Source organism: Thiohalophilus sp. (genome assembly GCF_034521165.1).
Classification (GTDB): domain Bacteria; phylum Pseudomonadota; class Gammaproteobacteria; order UBA6429; family Thiohalophilaceae; genus Thiohalophilus.
In genome coordinates, this window is record NZ_JAXHMV010000014.1 from 177,296 (window position 1) to 194,272 (window position 16,977).

The 16,977-nt window shown below is 58.4% G+C and carries 15 protein-coding genes and 1 pseudogene; 2 read left to right on the forward strand and 14 right to left on the reverse strand.

Annotation, left to right across the window (positions count from 1 at the left end; translation table 11 throughout):
• Window positions 1–250 precede the first annotated feature (250 nt).
• The 5 genes from recJ to alaC all read right to left on the reverse strand — a co-directional run bounded on the left by recJ (window position 251) and on the right by alaC (window position 7,114).
• Window positions 251–1,990, reverse strand: coding sequence for a single-stranded-DNA-specific exonuclease RecJ (gene recJ, locus U5K34_RS14115; protein WP_322569040.1), 1,740 nt, complete (start codon window positions 1,988–1,990; stop codon window positions 251–253).
• Complete coding sequence (locus U5K34_RS14120; RefSeq protein ID WP_322569041.1) at window positions 1,980–3,020, reverse strand: hypothetical protein; 1,041 nt, start codon at window positions 3,018–3,020, stop codon at window positions 1,980–1,982. Before U5K34_RS14120 ends, recJ begins: the two co-directional genes overlap by 11 nt.
• Before the next feature lie 193 nt (window positions 3,021–3,213).
• A complete protein-coding gene (thrC, locus tag U5K34_RS14125) occupies window positions 3,214–4,353 on the reverse strand; it encodes a threonine synthase (protein WP_322569042.1) in 1,140 nt (379 codons plus the stop codon).
• A gap of 214 nt (window positions 4,354–4,567) precedes the next feature.
• The gene (locus tag U5K34_RS14130; protein ID WP_322569043.1) at window positions 4,568–5,881 is read right to left on the reverse strand and encodes a homoserine dehydrogenase; all 1,314 of its coding nucleotides are present in this window, start codon (window positions 5,879–5,881) and stop codon (window positions 4,568–4,570) included.
• Window positions 5,882–5,902: 21 nt separating this feature from the next.
• The gene (gene alaC / locus U5K34_RS14135) at window positions 5,903–7,114 is read right to left on the reverse strand and encodes an alanine transaminase (protein WP_322569044.1); all 1,212 of its coding nucleotides are present in this window, start codon (window positions 7,112–7,114) and stop codon (window positions 5,903–5,905) included.
• A gap of 218 nt (window positions 7,115–7,332) precedes the next feature.
• Between alaC and U5K34_RS14140 the strand changes: the two genes are divergently transcribed.
• On the forward strand, window positions 7,333–7,758 hold the full coding sequence (locus tag U5K34_RS14140; RefSeq protein ID WP_322569045.1) for an Mth938-like domain-containing protein: 426 nt from the start codon (window positions 7,333–7,335) through the stop codon (window positions 7,756–7,758).
• Window positions 7,759–8,262: 504 nt separating this feature from the next.
• Here the strand turns inward: U5K34_RS14140 and U5K34_RS16235 are convergent.
• From U5K34_RS16235 to U5K34_RS14155, 3 genes and pseudogenes are all read right to left on the reverse strand, one after another.
• Window positions 8,263–8,367 (reverse strand): annotated as a pseudogene (locus U5K34_RS16235) (hypothetical protein); the annotation flags it as partial.
• Window positions 8,368–8,427: 60 nt separating this feature from the next.
• Entirely contained in the window at window positions 8,428–8,895 is a 468-nt protein-coding gene (locus U5K34_RS14150; RefSeq protein ID WP_322569047.1) for a hypothetical protein, read from the reverse strand.
• Between the two features lie 7 nt (window positions 8,896–8,902).
• Complete coding sequence (locus U5K34_RS14155; protein ID WP_322569048.1) at window positions 8,903–9,373, reverse strand: thioesterase domain-containing protein; 471 nt, start codon at window positions 9,371–9,373, stop codon at window positions 8,903–8,905.
• Window positions 9,374–10,258: 885 nt separating this feature from the next.
• On the opposite strand from U5K34_RS14155, the gene ltrA reads away from it, so the two are divergent.
• On the forward strand, window positions 10,259–11,593 hold the full coding sequence (gene ltrA, locus U5K34_RS14160) for a group II intron reverse transcriptase/maturase (protein WP_322569049.1): 1,335 nt from the start codon (window positions 10,259–10,261) through the stop codon (window positions 11,591–11,593).
• Window positions 11,594–11,661: 68 nt separating this feature from the next.
• On the opposite strand, the gene U5K34_RS14165 is transcribed toward ltrA, so the two are convergent.
• The 6 genes from U5K34_RS14165 to surE form a co-directional block, all read right to left on the reverse strand.
• Window positions 11,662–12,156 (reverse strand): HEPN domain-containing protein, encoded by a 495-nt coding sequence (locus U5K34_RS14165; RefSeq protein WP_322569050.1) that lies wholly within the window; start codon window positions 12,154–12,156, stop codon window positions 11,662–11,664.
• A gap of 931 nt (window positions 12,157–13,087) precedes the next feature.
• A complete protein-coding gene (gene rpoS, locus U5K34_RS14170; RefSeq protein WP_322569051.1) occupies window positions 13,088–14,041 on the reverse strand; it encodes an RNA polymerase sigma factor RpoS in 954 nt (317 codons plus the stop codon).
• A 79-nt stretch (window positions 14,042–14,120) separates the two neighbouring features.
• Window positions 14,121–14,849 (reverse strand): peptidoglycan DD-metalloendopeptidase family protein, encoded by a 729-nt coding sequence (locus tag U5K34_RS14175; protein WP_322569052.1) that lies wholly within the window; start codon window positions 14,847–14,849, stop codon window positions 14,121–14,123.
• Entirely contained in the window at window positions 14,846–15,427 is a 582-nt protein-coding gene (locus tag U5K34_RS14180; protein ID WP_322569053.1) for a YqaA family protein, read from the reverse strand. The genes U5K34_RS14175 and U5K34_RS14180 overlap by 4 nt, the downstream gene beginning before the upstream one ends.
• Window positions 15,424–16,086 (reverse strand): protein-L-isoaspartate(D-aspartate) O-methyltransferase, encoded by a 663-nt coding sequence (locus U5K34_RS14185; RefSeq protein WP_322569054.1) that lies wholly within the window; start codon window positions 16,084–16,086, stop codon window positions 15,424–15,426. The genes U5K34_RS14180 and U5K34_RS14185 overlap by 4 nt, the downstream gene beginning before the upstream one ends.
• Window positions 16,083–16,841: a 5'/3'-nucleotidase SurE gene (gene surE / locus U5K34_RS14190; RefSeq protein ID WP_322569055.1), complete on the reverse strand. Its 759-nt coding sequence runs from the start codon at window positions 16,839–16,841 to the stop codon at window positions 16,083–16,085. Before surE ends, U5K34_RS14185 begins: the two co-directional genes overlap by 4 nt.
• Window positions 16,842–16,977 lie beyond the last annotated feature (136 nt).

Sequence of the window (16,977 nt, forward strand, 5' to 3'; positions counted from 1 at the left end):
TAGGAGCCGCCTCGGGCGCGACAGGCCGTGCAACATAGAGACGTCTATCGCGGCGCAGTCGCTCCTACAGATTCTGGTCTTCCTCCCGCGTAACTCGTCCCCTGGCTTTTTTACTAAATTCGTGCCCCCCTCATACTCTGGCTCATCCTGCAGGTCACGCTGACGTTAGCCTGCGTGACACCCTGCCGATACGCAGAATGTCAGGTAGCGCGGCGCGCCACCGGACCTACCCCCTCTGCGGAACAGTGATTCAGGCGAGCGGACGCAGATAGCGCACCAGCAGTTGCAGGCTGCGCTGGCCGCGGTACTCGTTGACGTCCAGCTGATAGACGAGCTCAACCCGGCTCACCCCGACCGGCCAGTCGTCGTCCACGTGATTGAAGGCGATGGCGTCGAACACCCGATCCGGGGCCTCGGGATGGCGTAACACCATTTTCAGATGATGCTCGCCGACGATACGCCGCTGCACCAGCTCGAACTCGCCATCGAACAGCGGCTCCTCGAAACCCTGCCCCCAGGGGCCGGCCTGGCGGATCGCCTCGGCCAGCGCCAGGGTCATCTCGTCGGCCGCCAGCGGCCCGTCGCTGAAATGCTCACCGCACAGCTCGGCGTCATCCAGGTGGCGACGCACCTCGGCATCGAAGGCGGCGGCAAACGGCTCGAAATTCTCCCGCGGCAGGCTCAGGCCGGCAGCCATAGCATGGCCGCCGAACCGGCTGATCAGATCGGGATGGCGGGTGGCGACGGCATCCAGCGCATCGCGAATATGCAGGCCGCGCACCGAGCGGGCCGAGCCCTTGATCTCGCCATTGGCGGTGGCGGCGAAGGCGATCACCGGGCGATGCACCTGTTCCTTGACCCGCGAGGCCAGAATCCCGACCACCCCTTCGTGCCAGTTCTCGTCGAACAGACAGAGTCCGTGCGGCAGGTTCTGCTCGTCCAGCTGCATGTTGTCCAGCAGCTGCAGGGCATCCTGCTTCATCGTCGCCTCGACACCGCGCCGCTCGCGATTCAGATTGTCCAGTTGTTGCGCCAGCTCGCGTGCTTTTTGTTCATTCTCCGCCAGCAGGCATTCGATGCCGTGGGACATGTCATCCATGCGCCCGGCCGCGTTGAGACGCGGGGCGATAAAAAAACCGATATCGCTGGCGCTCAGCCGCTCGGCCGTCCGCCCGGCCACTTCGATCAACGCGCGAATCCCCGGACGCGCCTGACCGGCGCGCAGCCGCGCCAGCCCCTGCGCCACCAGGATGCGGTTGTTGCGATCCAGCGGCACCAGATCGGCCACCGTGCCCAGCGCGACCAGATCCAGGTACTGCGCCAGGTTGGGTTGTTCAATGCCCTGCTGTTCGAACCAGTCGAGCTCGCGCAATCGCGCGCGCAACGCCATCAACAGATAGAACATTACCCCGACGCCGGGCAGTGCCTTGCTGGGGAACGTATCGTCCGGCTGATTGGGGTTGAGGATCGCCTCGGCCGCCGGTAATTGCTCGGCGGCCAGGTGATGATCGGTGATTAACACTTTGATGCCCTGCGCGTTGGCCGCCTCCACCCCACTGAGACTGGCAATGCCGTTGTCCACGGTGATGATCAGATCCGGCTGATACTCGCGGGCCACCTCGACGATTTCGGGGGTGAGGCCATAACCGAACTTGAAGCGGTTGGGTACCAGGTAATCGATCTGTTTAAGGCCGATCGCCTGCAAGGCGGCAACGGCCAGCGCAGTACTGGTCGCACCGTCGGCATCGAAGTCCCCGACGATCAAAACCCGTTGCTGTTGTTGCAACGCCTCGATTAACAGATCGACGGCACGATCGATATCCTTGAGCTGTTGATAGGGCAACAGCTTTTGCAGCTCGTATTGCAGCTCGTCGGGATCGCGCACTGCCCGCGCGGCAAATACCCGCGCCAGAACCGGATGCAGGTCCGCCGACAGTGGCGGCAGCTCATCCGGCAACGGGCGGCGCCGGATATGTTGTTCAAGCGCCATCGCTCACCCACTTTGTCAGCGGCCGGCGGCGGCGCCACCAGCGTCGTAACGTGTGCCGGGTTAATTGATAGCGCTGGCCGTTGGCCGGCAACAGCGTCAGACGCTGATAACGTTTTTTCCGTAATCCTTCCAGCAAGGGTTGCAGCCACCGGTTTTGAAACTGTTCGACGGCACCCACCCAGGCGAAGGGATCCTGCTGGCGCAGGGGTTGCAGGCAATCCTCGATATCGAGCAAAACCTCGCCATGGCAATCCTGCAGCACAGTCTCGACCGATTCGGGCAAATCCTCGCTGGCGACAGCATGAAAGCGGGCCAGCGCGTCGAACAGCCAGTCGTCAGTATAGACCTGTTGCCAGTGGACAGAGGCTGTATCAGGCCGATGGCCCCCACCCCACAGCCACAGGCTGTTCACCGTCAGGCGCCCTTCGGCCTCGCGTTGCTGATTGACCGGGTGATCGTACAGCAGCATCTGCACTTCATTCATCAACCGGCGCCAGTCGGCCGCCGAGTCACCACGCGGCAGATGGGGATTGATATCCTGCAGAAGAACTGACGGCAGGGGCGAGGTCTGAAGTCCGGGGGCTTCGGGCAAACTCAGGTACCAGTGATGGGGTTGCCCCATGACCAGTTGCAGGCCGTCCTGGTGAAGATGTTGATTGATACTGTCGACAAGCTGTTGCGCCTCATCGCTATCCAGACGCAATTCCTGATGACCCCGCAGCACAGCACTGGTCATATCCGCCTGCAGATGGACCGGATCGGCCCGCAGACAAAAGTTGTCCAGTTGAAGCTGCTGCACCGACTGACAAACGGCGGCGGCGGGATAATCGCCGGTTGAATCGGGCTCGATACCGAACAGCTGAAACAGGCCGGCGTAAGCGTCGTTAATCGGATCGGGTTTTATATCAGCGCGGGAGAGCGCCTTCTCCAGTACGGTGAAGTCCGGCAACTCGGCAGAAGACAGTTGCGACAACACCGGCTGCGGCCCCAGTAATCCGGGAACATAGACTGTAATGTGACAGTCCGTCATGGGGACTATGCATACTCCACAGATATTCGTTGAAAAGTAGAGTGTGCTCTACACATTTCTTAGTTCTGAGTTCTGAGTTCTGAGTTCTGAGTTCTGAGTTCTGAGTTCTGAGTACTAAGCACTAAGCACTAAGCACTAAGCACTAAGCACTAAGCACTAAGCACTAAGCACTATTTTTTCATGCCAACTTTCTTTATTCCATATTCGCCAGTATCGCCTTCTTCACTTCTTCGAGCGTGGCATCGACGGCCTGCACCGGCGTGCTTTGCTGGATGGCGATATCGGGATCTTTCAGTCCATGGCCGGTCAGGGTGCAGACGATGGTACTTCCCTCGGGGATCTTGCCGCTGGTGATATCACGCATGGCACCGGCCAGCGAGGTGGCTGAAGCGGGTTCACAGAACACGCCTTCCTTTTCCGCCAGCAGTTTCTGTGCGGCCAGGATTTCATCATCGCTGCATTCATCGAACCAGCCACCGGACTCTTCCTTGACCTTCCAGGCCATGTCCCAGCTCTGCGGGTGGCCAATGCGAATCGCGGTGGCCAGGGTATCGGGATCATCCACCATCTTGCCACGCATAAACGGCGCACTGCCGGCAGCCTGATAACCGACCATCGTCGGACGGTTGCCGACGACGGCGCCCCCGGCATACTTGCAGTGGCCATGACAGAAGGAACATGCCCCGGTAACATGATCGCCCGAGGCCGAGGAATACTCGCAATAGCCGATCCAGTGTGCTGTTATATTGCCGGCATTACCCACCGGAATACAATGGAAATCCGGTGCCCGACCCAACTCCTCGACAATCTCGAACGCCGCGGTCTTCTGTCCCTGCAGGCGATAAGGATTGATCGAGTTAACAATCGTAACCGGGGCTTCGGTCGCAACCTCTTTGACCAGTTGCATCCCTTTATCGAAGTTCCCCTTGATCTGGATAACCGTGGCACCGTGCATCATCGCCTGGGCCAGCTTGCCCAGCGCGATCTTGCCGTCGGGAATCAGGACAAACGCGGTAATCCCGGCGCGCGCGGCATAGGCCGCGGCGGCCGCGGAAGTATTCCCGGTGGAAGCGCAGATGATGGCCTTGCTGCCCTCTTCCACCGCCTTGGTCACCGCCATGGTCATGCCGCGATCCTTGAACGAGCCGGTCGGATTGAGGCCTTCGTACTTGACGTAGATATCCACGTCCTTGCCCAGTACCCTGGGAATGTTATTCAGCCGAATCAGCGGCGTATTGCCCTCGCCCAGGCTGATGATGCGCGTGTCATCATGCACCGGCAGGCGGTCGCGGTACTTGTCAATTAAACCGGTATAACGGGTACGAAATGGCATCGTTGCGATTTCTCTCAGAAAATACTTTTAACGCAGAGCAGCATGAGATGCAAAGGTCGCAGAGTTAATTAACCAATTTGAACTGATAATATTCAATGTCTGTCGTGCGAGCGTAAGGTCGTGAGGTCGTATTATTCCATAAATAATACGTCTCATTTGCTGTCGCTGACGCCTTTGCGCGCTCTGCGCTGCGTTCTATAACGCACTAACGCCCTCACGCCTTCAGCGATTCGACGCGGATGCGGGTCACGTTGCCGTGGATCGCGTTCATGGCTTCGATCTTTTCGATCGCTTCGTTCATTTTGCTCTCGCGCACCACATGGGTCAGCATGATGACGTTGGCCTTGTCGGAGCCTTCCATCGGTTCTTTCTGGATAATGGCTTCGATGCTGATATCGCGTTCGCCCAGGATGCGGGTCACTTCGGCCAGGACGCCGGATTTGTCCTCGGCCTGCATGCGCAGGTAATAGGCCGTTTCGACCTCCGCGATATCGAGAATCGGCAGATCGGTGATTGCATCGGGCTGGAAGGCCAGGTGGGGCACGCGATTTTCGGGATCGGTGGTCAGGACGCGCACCACGTCGACCAGATCGGCAACCACGGCCGAAGCGGTGGGCTCGTCGCCGGCACCGGCACCATAATACAGGGTGGGGCCGACGGCATCGCCCATCACCAGCACGGCGTTCATCACGCCATCCACGTTGGCAATCAGGCGACGCTCGGGAATCAGGGTCGGATGCACGCGCAGCTCGACGCCCTTGTCGGTGCGGCGGGTCAGGCCCAGGTGTTTGATGCGATAACCCAGCTCCTCGGCATAGGCCACATCCTCGCGGGTGATGTTACTGATGCCCTCGGTATAGGTCGCCTCGAACTGCAACGGAATACCGAACGCGATCGACGAGAGAATCGTCAGTTTGTGCGCCGCATCGATACCTTCCACGTCGAAGGTGGGATCGGCCTCGGCATAACCCAGTTCCTGCGCCTCTTTGAGTACATCCTCGAACTCACGGCCCTTGTCACGCATCTCGGTAAGAATGAAGTTACCGGTGCCGTTGATGATCCCGGCCAGCCACTGGATCTGGTTACCGGCCAGCCCTTCGCGGATCGCCTTTATAATAGGAATGCCACCGGCCACGGCGGCCTCGAAGGCCACCATCACGCCCTTTTTCTGCGCCGCGGCGAAAATTTCGTTGCCGTGCTTGGCGATCAGCGCCTTGTTGGCGGTAACCACGTGCTTGCCCTGCTCGATCGCCTGCATGACCAGATCTTTGGCCAGGCCATCACCGCCGATCAGCTCGATGACGATCTCGATCTCGGGATTATTGACGACCTCCAGGGGATCGGTCGTCAGCTCGATCCCGCTGGTGTCGCAAATGCGCGGCTTGTCCAGATCCCGTGCCGCGGCATGGGTAATCCGGATACCACGACCGGCACGTCGGGCAATCTCGCCCGCGTTGCGCTGCAATACATTCACGGTCCCGCCGCCGACGGTGCCCAATCCCAACAATCCTACTTTAACCGCTTCCACTGACTTGCTTCCTCTTTATGATTATTTGCCGGAGGCCTGTTTCTTGAGTTCATCGGGATCCCGGCGCAGCATATCCCGGATGCCGCGGATCGCCTGACGCGTACGATGTTCGTTTTCGATCAAGCCGAAACGCACATGATCGTCGCCATAATCCCCGAAACCGATGCCGGGCGACGCCGCCACCTTGGCTTCCTGTAACAGTAATTTTGAAAATTCCAGCGAGCCGATCTCTTTGTATTCCTCCGGGATCGGCGCCCAGACAAACATGGTGCCTTTGGGTTTTTCGATTTCCCAGCCCACGGATTTGAGCCCGTCACAGAGCACATCGCGCCGGGAACGATAACGCTCGACAATTTCCGTCACGCAATCCTGCGGCCCTTCCAGCGCGGAGATCGAGGCCACCTGGATCGGCGTGAACATGCCGTAATCGAGATAGGATTTCATCCGCGCGAGCGCCGCCACCAGGGTCGGGTTGCCGACCATGAAGCCGACCCGCCAGCCGGGCATGTTGTAACTCTTGGAGAGGGAGTAAAACTCCACCGCCACGTCCTTGGCGCCGTTGACCTGCAGGATCGACGGGGCCTTGTAACCATCGAAGACGATGTCGGCATAGGCGATATCGTGCACCACCCAGATCTGGTGTTCGCGGGCGATCTCCACCACCTTCTCGAAAAAGTCGAGATCCACACACTGGGTGGTCGGATTGCCGGGGAAATTCAGCACCAGCATCTTGGGCTTGGGCCAGGAATCCTTGATCGCCTTCTCCAGCCCCTCGAAGAAGTCGACGCCCGGCACCAGCGGCACATGACGAATATCGGCGCCGGCGATAATAAAACCGTAGGGATGGATGGGATAGGCCGGATTGGGGACCAGTACCGCGTCGCCCGGCCCGACCGTGGCCAGCGCCAGGTGGGCCAGCCCCTCCTTGGAACCGATGGTGACAATGGCTTCCGAATCGGGATCCAGGTCCACATCGAAGCGCTGCTGGTACCAGCGGCAGATGGCCCGGCGCAGGCGCGGGATACCGCGCGACAGGGAATAGCGATGGGTATCCGGGCGCTGGGCCACCTCGACCAGCTTGTCGACGATGTGTTGCGGGGTCGGCTGATCGGGATTGCCCATGCCGAAGTCGATGATGTCCTCGCCACGGGCCCGGGCCGCCGCCTTCAATTCACCAACAATATTAAAGACATACGGCGGCAGCCGTTTGATTCTCGGAAAATCGTCTATCAAGTGGGCAATCCGATAAGAATAAAGGGTTAATGGCCCGGGGCCCGCGCGCCTGCCCCGTCTCGTCGCAAAGCGGGTAACATTAACGGGTTCGCCGGTAGACTGTCAATGTTCCCGTAAATTTCAGGGACTTAGCCCACGATCGAACAGCGGACTTGACGCCGCGCCCGACCCTGACCGAAGCTGTCGCAGCAAGCCTACTGCCCGTAACAGGAATCCGGATGAAATTCAGTCTCGAACAGGTCGGCGGACTCACCATCCGCGCTTACGATACCGGGCGGGTCACCGTGGTCATTCCGCCGTGGCATCCCCTGCGCGGGGTGGTCAATATCGAACAGGACGAAGAAGGCAACGCCGAATTCAACGACAGCTTCATCATCAGCCGCGAACAACTCACCTGCGACTGGGCACCGCAAACCTACGATGAACTGCAACCCGAACACCTCACCACCCTGCTCGCCTACGAACCGGAACTGATCCTGCTCGGCACCGGCGCGCAGCTGCGCTTCCCCAACGGCGAGACCATGGCCCGGGTCCAGCAAGCCGGCGTCGGCCTGGAAGTCATGGACACCGCCGCCGCCTGCCGAACCTTCAACATCCTGGTCGCCGAAGGACGTAACGTCGTCGCGGCGTTGATGATGATCTGAACTCTTTTCCGGCTCTCTAGTAAATCACGCGGAGTTCGCAGAGGGTCGCTCCCGGCATCCTGCCTCCCGCGACACTTGTACACCCCTGTACATCGCGCAGAGAACGCAAAGAGATAATTTTGAATGTTGAATTATGAATTATGAATTTTGAATGGCAGTGTCGATAAGCCCTGTAGGTCACGCTGGCGTTAGCCTGCGTGACGCCTCTGCCGATACGGAGAATGTCAGGTACGCTGCACGCAACCTGACCTACGCCGCTGAAGACTCTTTTCATGTCCTCTGGAAAGAACGCGGAGATCGCAAAGGCGCAAAGGACGCGAAGAGATAATTTTGAATGGCAGTGTTCCGTGCAATTCAAAATTCAACATTTAAAATTCAACATTGTTACCGAACCTGCGTCTCTGCGGTGAAAATCGTATTATCGAACCGCATTTTGCCGGCGTCTCTCAACCATTTTAGAACGGTAACCGTCTGCCCTGTAGGTCACGCTGGCTTTAGCCTGCGTTACGCCTCTGCCGATACGGAGATGGCAATCGTTTTTATATTTTCATGGATTTTGAACAGCACGATTAACAGCTCGCACCAGATTCGCGCAAAGATTACCCCGCCGACGATTGCAGCGAGCCCCATCAAAAACTAACCGAAAGTGAAACCATTCGGTATACATATTTATTTCTTAACATGTCGCAGCAACAGCCAGATCCGCTTGCGTATATTGTTCACCCGCGCACCCCAGCGGTAATTCTGGTTCTTCTCCACGTAGGGGAACTTGATTTGCAGTTCGTTGATTTTGTCGTAGATCGACTCGATCAGCTCACTGGTCCGCTTGCCCGGCCAGGCAGCCAGATCCGTGCCGGCCAGTGATGGATAGTTATCAATCGACTTTTTCTTGATGGTTTCGAAATTGAAACCTCGATTGGCCAGTTTTTTATATTCCGTCACTGACAACTTGCCAACCACCTCCCGCAAAGCCACCCCGTCTTCGGCCACCAGATCCAGATAATGCAGGTTATTCTTCAGCTCGGCGATCAACGCCCGTTCATCCCCGCGCGCCCGCGCCTTCCAGGCACCAAACTCCTTCATCGCCGTGCCCGCGGAGGACAACGCCTTGAGAACTGTCGGGATACTCACGTCCATGGATTATTCAACTCGCATCATTAACCATTGCTTGTCCCGCACCCAGCGCCACAAACTCGCCACAGAACCGCCCGGCCACCTGTCCGTTGTATTCAAGCACTGACGCAACACGGATCCTGGCCCTGCCTTTGCGTGACAACATACGGATAAAGCGCGACCAGTCCGTCACCTGATCCACCGACGCCCGCGCCGTAAACGCCCCGTCAATCGGCAAATCATACTCCATCGTATTGCGCTGAATCACCAGCCGACTCGAAAAGCCCTCGGCCCGAAGCCGGAGATGCAACAACGACCAGGCCGCCAGCGTCGCCACCGCCGAGGCACTGCCACCGAATACCGTCTCACGATGATTAATATTCGGCGCCAGCGGCGCACTCAACACCACCTCATCCTGATTCGCGACCACAACCGACACCGCCATCGCCTTCGACAGCGGGATGTGTTCGTGGAGATAGTGTTCGAGTTCATTGGGAAGCAAGTAAGTTCCTTCTAACGTTTAAATAGGTATACCGTCCCCGGAATTCCCGACACCGCCATCGCCTTTGATTGCGGGATGTGTTCGTGGAGATAGTCTTCAAGTTCGTTCGATAGCACTGACATGCCTTTGTTATGTTATAAAGCTCAGCCAAGTTTCAGTCTTGGAAATAGGTATACTGTCGCCGGAATTGCCGGTAGAAAAATCGCTTCTACCTCATCTCCTGGTAACAATCTTCGATCAGTGCCCATTTAGGCTCTCTCACATAAAATCACTCAGCAAATTGTTCGGGTTGCGGCTAACGCACACATAACCGGCCGAGCGCCAGCGAGGTCCGGCGACCGTAGGGAGCAACGTTAATGTGATTGTGTACGCCCAGCATGGGCATGAACTAATGGGGTGAAAGTCCCCTGTGGGAAGATCACCGTTCATCGGGTTTCCCCCGATTGAACGCGAACCACTAGCGAATGGCAAGGGCCGATCCGCGAGGAGCGGTCTGGAGGAAGCCGCTAGCAAAACTGCGAGCTGATGAACAAGAACATCATACGAGGCGTAGGCCGAAGGCGAGTTGGCACAAGACGACGAAGCCATGTGATCTAACGGCCACCGTAAATGATGCAGCTATGCAGGGAAAGTTCATGTCCTTATCTGGGGAGATCTGCTCAACGAGCGATCGGTCAATGAACCAGTCAGGCCACTGGTCGATCAAGCCTGGGCGCAGCCGTTGCCATCGGCGGTTGCGAGCGAACGAGATGGCCACCGATAGCGCCGCCAGGGGTAACCCTGGCGGTGATTGAGCAGAAGTCAGCAACGGCCATAGTAGCCAAACGCCCGTCGTAATGGTCGGGACAGGGTGAAGGGCCTAACACCGGGAATAAAGGAGGAGCCTTGACCGACTTGAACACACGAATGCCGTCCGGCAGTGACGTGGCTCAGCGTACGGTCACGAAGCCAGCCTTTAGTGATGATCTACTCGATGCTGTCCTGCAACGGGCTAATCTCCAACAAGCCTGGAAGCAGGTTCGAGCCAACAAGGGAGCGGCGGGTATCGATGGTATGACCATCGATGAGTTTCCTGCCTGGGTAAAGGCTGGCCACTGGAGCGTGGTCGAGCAGTCGATTCGCTCGGGCGATTATCAACCAGCGCCGGTGAGGCGGGTTGAGATCGACAAGCCGGACGGAGGCAAGCGCCAGCTTGGCATTCCGACGGTGACAGACCGAGTGATTCAGCAAGCCATTGCCCAGATCCTGATGCCCCTATTCGACCCGGGATTCTCAGCGGACAGCTACGGCTTCCGTCCGGGGCGGAACGCGCACCAGGCGGTGCGACGGGTGCAAAGCATCCTCAAGGAAGGGAAACGCTTTGCGGTGGATGTGGACCTGTCGAAGTTCTTCGACCGGGTCAATCACGACCTGCTGATGACGCACCTGGGCCGCAAGGTTCGGGACAAGCGTTTGCTGGGACTGATTGCCCGGTATCTGCGAGCTGGGATTATCGATAACCAGCTCTATCTGGAGAGTCGCGAAGGTGTACCACAGGGTGGCCCGTTGTCACCTCTGCTGGCCAACATCATGCTCGATCCACTGGATAAAGAACTGGAACGGCGGGGCCATCGGTTTGCCCGCTACGCGGACGACTTCACCATCGTGGTGAACAGCCGCCGCGCGGGCGACCGGGTGCTGGCCAGCATCAGCCACTTCCTCGAACACCGCCTGAAACTGACGGTCAACACGGCCAAGAGCCGGGTTGTCAGAACCAATGACAGCAAGTTCCTGGGCTTTACCTTCAAGGGAACCCAGATCCATTGGCACCCGGACACGCTGCGCAAGTTCAAGCAACGTATCCGGGAACTGACGAACCGGAACTGGGGTGTGTCGATGCACTATCAGCTTTTCAAGGTAAGCCAGTACCTTCGGGGCTGGATCAACTACTTTGGCATCGCCACCGGCTATCAACGCTGCTGCGATCTGGATCACTGGATCCGCCGCCGCGTTCGGATGGCTTACTGGCGACAGTGGCGCAAACCACGCACCAAAGTCAGGAACCTGATGAAGTTGGGTGTTCACGTACAGTCGGCCGTCGCGTGCGGCATCACCAGCAAAGGACCCTGGCGCAGCTCGAAGACGCCGGGTATTCAGCAGGCATTGTCCAATGACTACCTGAAAGCCGAGGGACTGGCATCACTGCGCGATGGATGGATCACGCTTCACCATTCCCGGTGAAACGCCCTGTGCGGACCCGCATGCAGGGTGTTGTGGGGGCTGGGGGTTAGATACCCCCGGCTACCCGATTATAGCGCTGACCGGATATTTCTAGGAACATAACCGACCTCAGGCCCGACAGAGGTTATTAGCTTCCGACAAACCGCCTCCAACGGCCCGAATACCGGGTACGTTTTCGCTCCGCTTACGATATATTGCAACTGCTTCGATGAATACAGCTCATCCAATATTTCGATCATTTCTTGATCTTCTTCAGATAAATCCACGATTTCCAAAAGCCCCAGTTCTTTAGCTTTCCGGAGGCATCGATGCAAAACATGGCCATATTTCTGGCGTAGCTTTCGAAGAGAAACCCCTTTGTGCAAAAGATACGCTTTTAGTATTAGCTCGATGGACTGACCAACAAGGAACATGACAGGAACTGGCGCTGTTATTTCGTAGCCTTTCTTCATGCCCATCTTGTCGTCTGCAGCTAGCGCCGCCTCAAAGAAATCCGCGGAATAACGAGCCATTCCTATAGGCGTCGTACGCTTCGGATTTTCATGCAAGTGTGTCTCATTCATACGCTATAACAGTTAAATAGACGGCCGTTCGTAATTTGCGGTATTAGGCGGCCGTTCGCCTAAATCCGGATAAAACTGCAAATACGAACAGTTGTCTGAATATTTCCCAATTACCCCTAATCCTAGCAAGCATCCCATGATTTTTCGACGCAGGACACACGATTTTTTCCTGCAATATCAGGGTTTTCCCGAACTATCACTAGCCGGGTTTTATCCCGTCAGACGCCGCCGAGCATCGCAGCGGAAGGAGGAATAGCCCGAAGGGTGCGCGCATGGACGCGCGCACTCGCCCGTCGGCACAGGGACGTGCCGTCGGGCGAGCTCCGACTGGAGCGAGAAGCGCAGGGAACCGGTATCGCAATTGGTAAATTGCGATACCGGCGGCGTCTTTCGGGCGCGTTTCCTTTGGTTCGTTTCGTTGTCGCGTAACAACGAAATGAACCCGAGGCGCGCTGGCGGGTCAGCGCTTTCAAAATCCGGCTCGCCCGCAGGGCGCACATATTGGATAGGTTGGGATTTGATCACCCCTCCCTGACCCTCCCCTTGAAGGGGAGGGAATAAAACATGAGGTGCGAGAGCCCGCTTTCAGGATACAGGCCGCCCGCAGGGCGATCATTTAGATAGAAGCTGGATGCCTGATCACCCCTCCCTGACCCTCCCCTTGCAGGGGAGGGAATAAAACATCAGGCGCGAGAGCCCGCTTTCAGGATACAGGCCGCCCGCAGGGCGATCATTTAGATAGAAGCTGGATGCCTGATCACCCCTCCCTGACCCTCCCCTTGCAGGGGAGGGAATAAAACATCAGGCGCGAGAGCCTGCTTTCAAGATACAGTCCACCCGAAGAGCGAACATTTAGATAAAGACTGGATGCTTGATCACCCTCCCTGACCCTCCCCTTGCAGGGGAGGGAATAAATAAGGAGAGAAGGAGCCTATTTGAACAGGGCGTCGACGGAGAAGCCGTCCTTCTCGAGGATGTCGCGCAGCTTCTTCAGCGCTTCCAGCTGGATCTGCCGTACCCGCTCGCGGGTCACGCCGATGGTGTTGCCCACCTCTTCCAGGGTAGCGACGTCATAGCCATGCAGGCCAAAGCGCCGCTCCACCACTTCGCGCTGTTTTTCGCTGAGCTGGGCCAGCCATTGCTCGATGTTGGCCTTGACGTCGTCATCCTGCAGCAAGCTGACCGGATCGGAATTGTTCTCGTCGGGGATGGCATCGAGCAGGGAGTTGTCGGCGTCGTGACCCATGGGCGAGTCGACCGAGGCGATGCGCTCGTTGAGGCCGAGCATTTTTTTCACCTCTTCGATCGGCTTGTCGAGCATCTCGGCGACCTCTTCGGTGGTCGGCTCGTGATCCAGGGTCTGCGACAGATGCCGGGCGGCACGCAAATAGATGTTGATCTCCTTGACCACGTGGATCGGCAACCGGATAGTGCGGGTCTGGTTCATGATGGCCCGCTCGATGGTCTGGCGAATCCACCAGGTGGCGTAGGTGGAGAAACGAAAACCGCGTTCGGGGTCGAACTTTTCCACCGCGCGAATCAGGCCGAGGTTGCCCTCTTCGATGAGATCCAGCAGCGCGAGCCCGCGGTTGAGGTAGCGGCGGGCAATCTTGACCACCAGGCGCAGGTTGGATTCGATCATTTTCTTGCGCGCGGCGGCGTCGCCCTTGAGGGCCTTGCGCGAATAGAATTTTTCTTCCTCGGCCGTCAGCAACGGCGAATAGCCGATCTCGCTGAGGTATAAACGGGTAGCGTCGAGCTGACCTTCGGGAATCACGCCGGGCTCATACCGATGCGGTTCCTCGATCGGCGCAGTGGCCGTATCGTCCACATCGTCCCCCATGACCAGTTCTTCCGCATTATCGTCCTCGTGCGGGAAGTGCATCCAGGTCTTCCTCGACTTCCTTATCGCGCTTGATCTTGTTTGCATCGTCTCCGTGCTCAGCCATAGGCGACTACCGTGACTACGACCCCTTCTTTGGCAAGTACTTGACCGGGTCCTGCGGTGTACCGTTGCGACGAATCTCGAAATGCAGCATCGCCGGCCCCGATCCGTTATTTCCCATATCGGCAATATGCTCTCCGGATTTGACCGTGTCATTCTCCTGGACGTGCAACTTGCTGTTATAGGCGTAAGCGCTGAAATAGGTGGTGTTGTGTTTTATTATTATCAGGTTCCCGTAACCGCGTAAACCGTTGCCGCTGTATACCACCTTGCCATCCGCTGCAGCCTTTACAGACTGCCCCATTCTGCCAGCAATATCCAGCCCTTTTTTACCCGGATCACTGCCCGAAAAGGTGTTGACGATCTCCCCGTTGACCGGCCATTGCCAGGCCAGTGTGCGATTATCGTCCGGCGGTTCGGGTGACGGTGTGCTGCGACGGGATCGTTGCGTACTGGCGGGGGTTTCATCGCTGTTATCCGCGCTTTGCGTGGTGGCAGTCTGCCCGGGATACATGAGAATTTTCTGGCCGGGATAGATGGTATAGGGCGCGCTGATGCCGTTCCAGCGCGCCACCGTGCGGTAGTCATGGCCGTGTTGCCAGGCGATGGAGTAAAGGGTGTCACCCTTGCTGACGGTATACTCGGCACCCTTGCCGCCACGCTCGCGATCCGGGTCGTAATGCACGAAAGGCCGACACCCGGCCAGTGCCACAACCACCATAACGATGCCAATAACCCCGCGTTTCATCCGTTATTTAAAACAAAGTACGCCGCAATCACGGCCAGGATCACCAGCCAGCCGAGCCGATCGATATACTGACGCAGGGTGTGGTGCATGGTCGGTCCGCCCCACCTCATCAGACCCGCCACCATGAAAAAGCGCGCCCCGCGCCCGATGGCCGAGGCGATCACAAAGGGGATAAACACCATGCTGACAACCCCCGCCGTAATAGTGAAAACCTTGTAGGGTATTGGGGAAAACCCTGCTATGAAGATCACCCAGATCCCCCACTCATCAAACCAGGCGCGCGTCTGCAAATATTTTTCCCAATACCCCGCACTGTGCAGCAACGGTTCGATCATTTCAAAGGCAAACATACCAATTAGATAACCGAGCATGCCGCCGAGTACCGAGGCGATGGTGGTCAGCAACGCAAGATGCCAGGCGCGCTCGGGTTTCGCCAGGGCCATGGGCGCCAGCATGACATCCGGGGGAATGGGAAAAAACGAGGATTCGGCAAAGCTCAGGCCGGCCAGATAGGCGGGCGCCCGGCGATGGGCGGACCACAGCATGACCCGATCGAACAGGACAGTAAACAGTTTCACGATACATCTCCTTGAACCAGCGGCACGAAACTGACGGCCTCCAGCCGGGTCTCGCTGAACTCATCGTCCTGGCGCGTGATCAGGCGCAAGCGCTGGGCCTGGCCCTGCCCGCCGGTGGGAATCACCAGCCGCCCGCCATCGGCCAGTTGCTGCAACAGCTCCTCGGGCACCGCTTCGGGCGCGGCGGTGACGATAATCCCATCATAGGGCGCGTGTTTTTTCCAGCCCCAGTTACCGTCGCTATGCTGATAGCGCACATTGTGGAGACCCAGTTCGTAGAGCAGGTTACGCGCGCGCTGCTGCAGCGGCGCAATAAGCTCCACGGTGAAAACCTCCTCCACCAGTTGCGCCAGAATGGCGGTTTGATAGCCACAGCCGGTGCCCACTTCCAGAACCCGCTGCGGCGGGTGGGAGCCGAGCAGGACTTCGGTCATGCGCGCGACAATATAGGGCTGGGAGATGGTCTGGCCGTTGCCGATCGGCAGGGCGGTATCTTCATAGGCACGCGAGGCGAGCGCTTCGTCGACAAACAGGTGGCGTGGTGTGGAACGCATGACCTCGAGGATGGCCTCGTTGGCGATGCCCTTGTCCCGCAAGCGCTCGATGAGCCGATCGCGGGTGCGCTGCGAGGTCATGCCGATCCCGAGATGACTGTTCATGCGCCCCACTTCGCCAGCCAGTCGGCCACCGACTGCAGGCTCTGATGCCGGGTGAGATCGATCTGGATGGGTGTGACAGAGACATAGCCGTTGCGCACCGCGTAAAAATCGGTGCCCGGCCCGGCATCCTGCTCGGCGCCCGGCGGCCCCACCCAGTAGATATCCCGGCCGCGCGGATCCTCGGCCTTGATCACCGGCTCGGCCTTATGGCGATGGCCCAGACGGGTGGCCTGATACCCCGACAGCTCCTCAAACGGCATATCCGGCACGTTGATGTTCAATATGGTGTCCGGGGGCAGGGGATCGCTGGCCAGGCGATCGATGAACTGGCGCGCTACTTTTGCGGCGGCCTCATAATGGGTGAAGCCGTGGCCACTACCCGCCAGCGAGACCGCCACTGCCGGCAGGCCGAGAAAGCGCCCTTCCATGGCGGCGGCCACGGTCCCCGAATAGAGCACATCATCGCCCATGTTGGCGCCGGCATTGATACCGGAGATCACCATATCGGGTTCGTGATCCAGCAGGCCGGTGATGGCCAGGTGGACGCAATCGGTCGGCGTGCCATCGACCCGGATCAGGTTATCCCCCAGGCGGCGGGCCCGGATCGGCATTTCCAGGGTCAGGGAATTGCTGGCACCGCTGCGATCCCGCTCCGGCGCCACGATGGTAATCTCGGCGATATCCTGCAGGGCCTGGGCCAGGGTATTGATTCCCGGGGCTTCATAGCCGTCATCATTACTCAACAGTATCCGCATTGCTGTTGCAGAAACTCACATCTGGGTTGGAAGTGGTTGAATAGGCGGTAAATTTGGCCCTACTATACCGGATAAGCGCGATCCCGCCTAGATTTTCCTGAACACGCCGCGGCGCGGGCGGATCCTCATCAACCGG

What these genes read in the sequence shown, in the direction of transcription:
- U5K34_RS14175 (WP_322569052.1), bottom strand. Translation starts at nt 14,849, where the DNA reads ATGAAACGCGGGGTTATTGGCATCGTTATGGTGGTTGTGGCACTGGCC.
- thrC (WP_322569042.1), bottom strand. Translation starts at nt 4,353, where the DNA reads ATGCCATTTCGTACCCGTTATACCGGTTTAATTGACAAGTACCGCGAC.
- U5K34_RS14185 (WP_322569054.1), bottom strand. Translation starts at nt 16,086, where the DNA reads ATGAACAGTCATCTCGGGATCGGCATGACCTCGCAGCGCACCCGCGAT.
- recJ (WP_322569040.1), bottom strand. Translation starts at nt 1,990, where the DNA reads ATGGCGCTTGAACAACATATCCGGCGCCGCCCGTTGCCGGATGAGCTG.
- U5K34_RS14140 (WP_322569045.1), top strand. Translation starts at nt 7,333, where the DNA reads ATGAAATTCAGTCTCGAACAGGTCGGCGGACTCACCATCCGCGCTTAC.
- U5K34_RS14120 (WP_322569041.1), bottom strand. Translation starts at nt 3,020, where the DNA reads ATGACGGACTGTCACATTACAGTCTATGTTCCCGGATTACTGGGGCCG.
- rpoS (WP_322569051.1), bottom strand. Translation starts at nt 14,041, where the DNA reads ATGCACTTCCCGCACGAGGACGATAATGCGGAAGAACTGGTCATGGGG.
- U5K34_RS14165 (WP_322569050.1), bottom strand. Translation starts at nt 12,156, where the DNA reads ATGAATGAGACACACTTGCATGAAAATCCGAAGCGTACGACGCCTATA.
- U5K34_RS14150 (WP_322569047.1), bottom strand. Translation starts at nt 8,895, where the DNA reads ATGGACGTGAGTATCCCGACAGTTCTCAAGGCGTTGTCCTCCGCGGGC.
- surE (WP_322569055.1), bottom strand. Translation starts at nt 16,841, where the DNA reads ATGCGGATACTGTTGAGTAATGATGACGGCTATGAAGCCCCGGGAATC.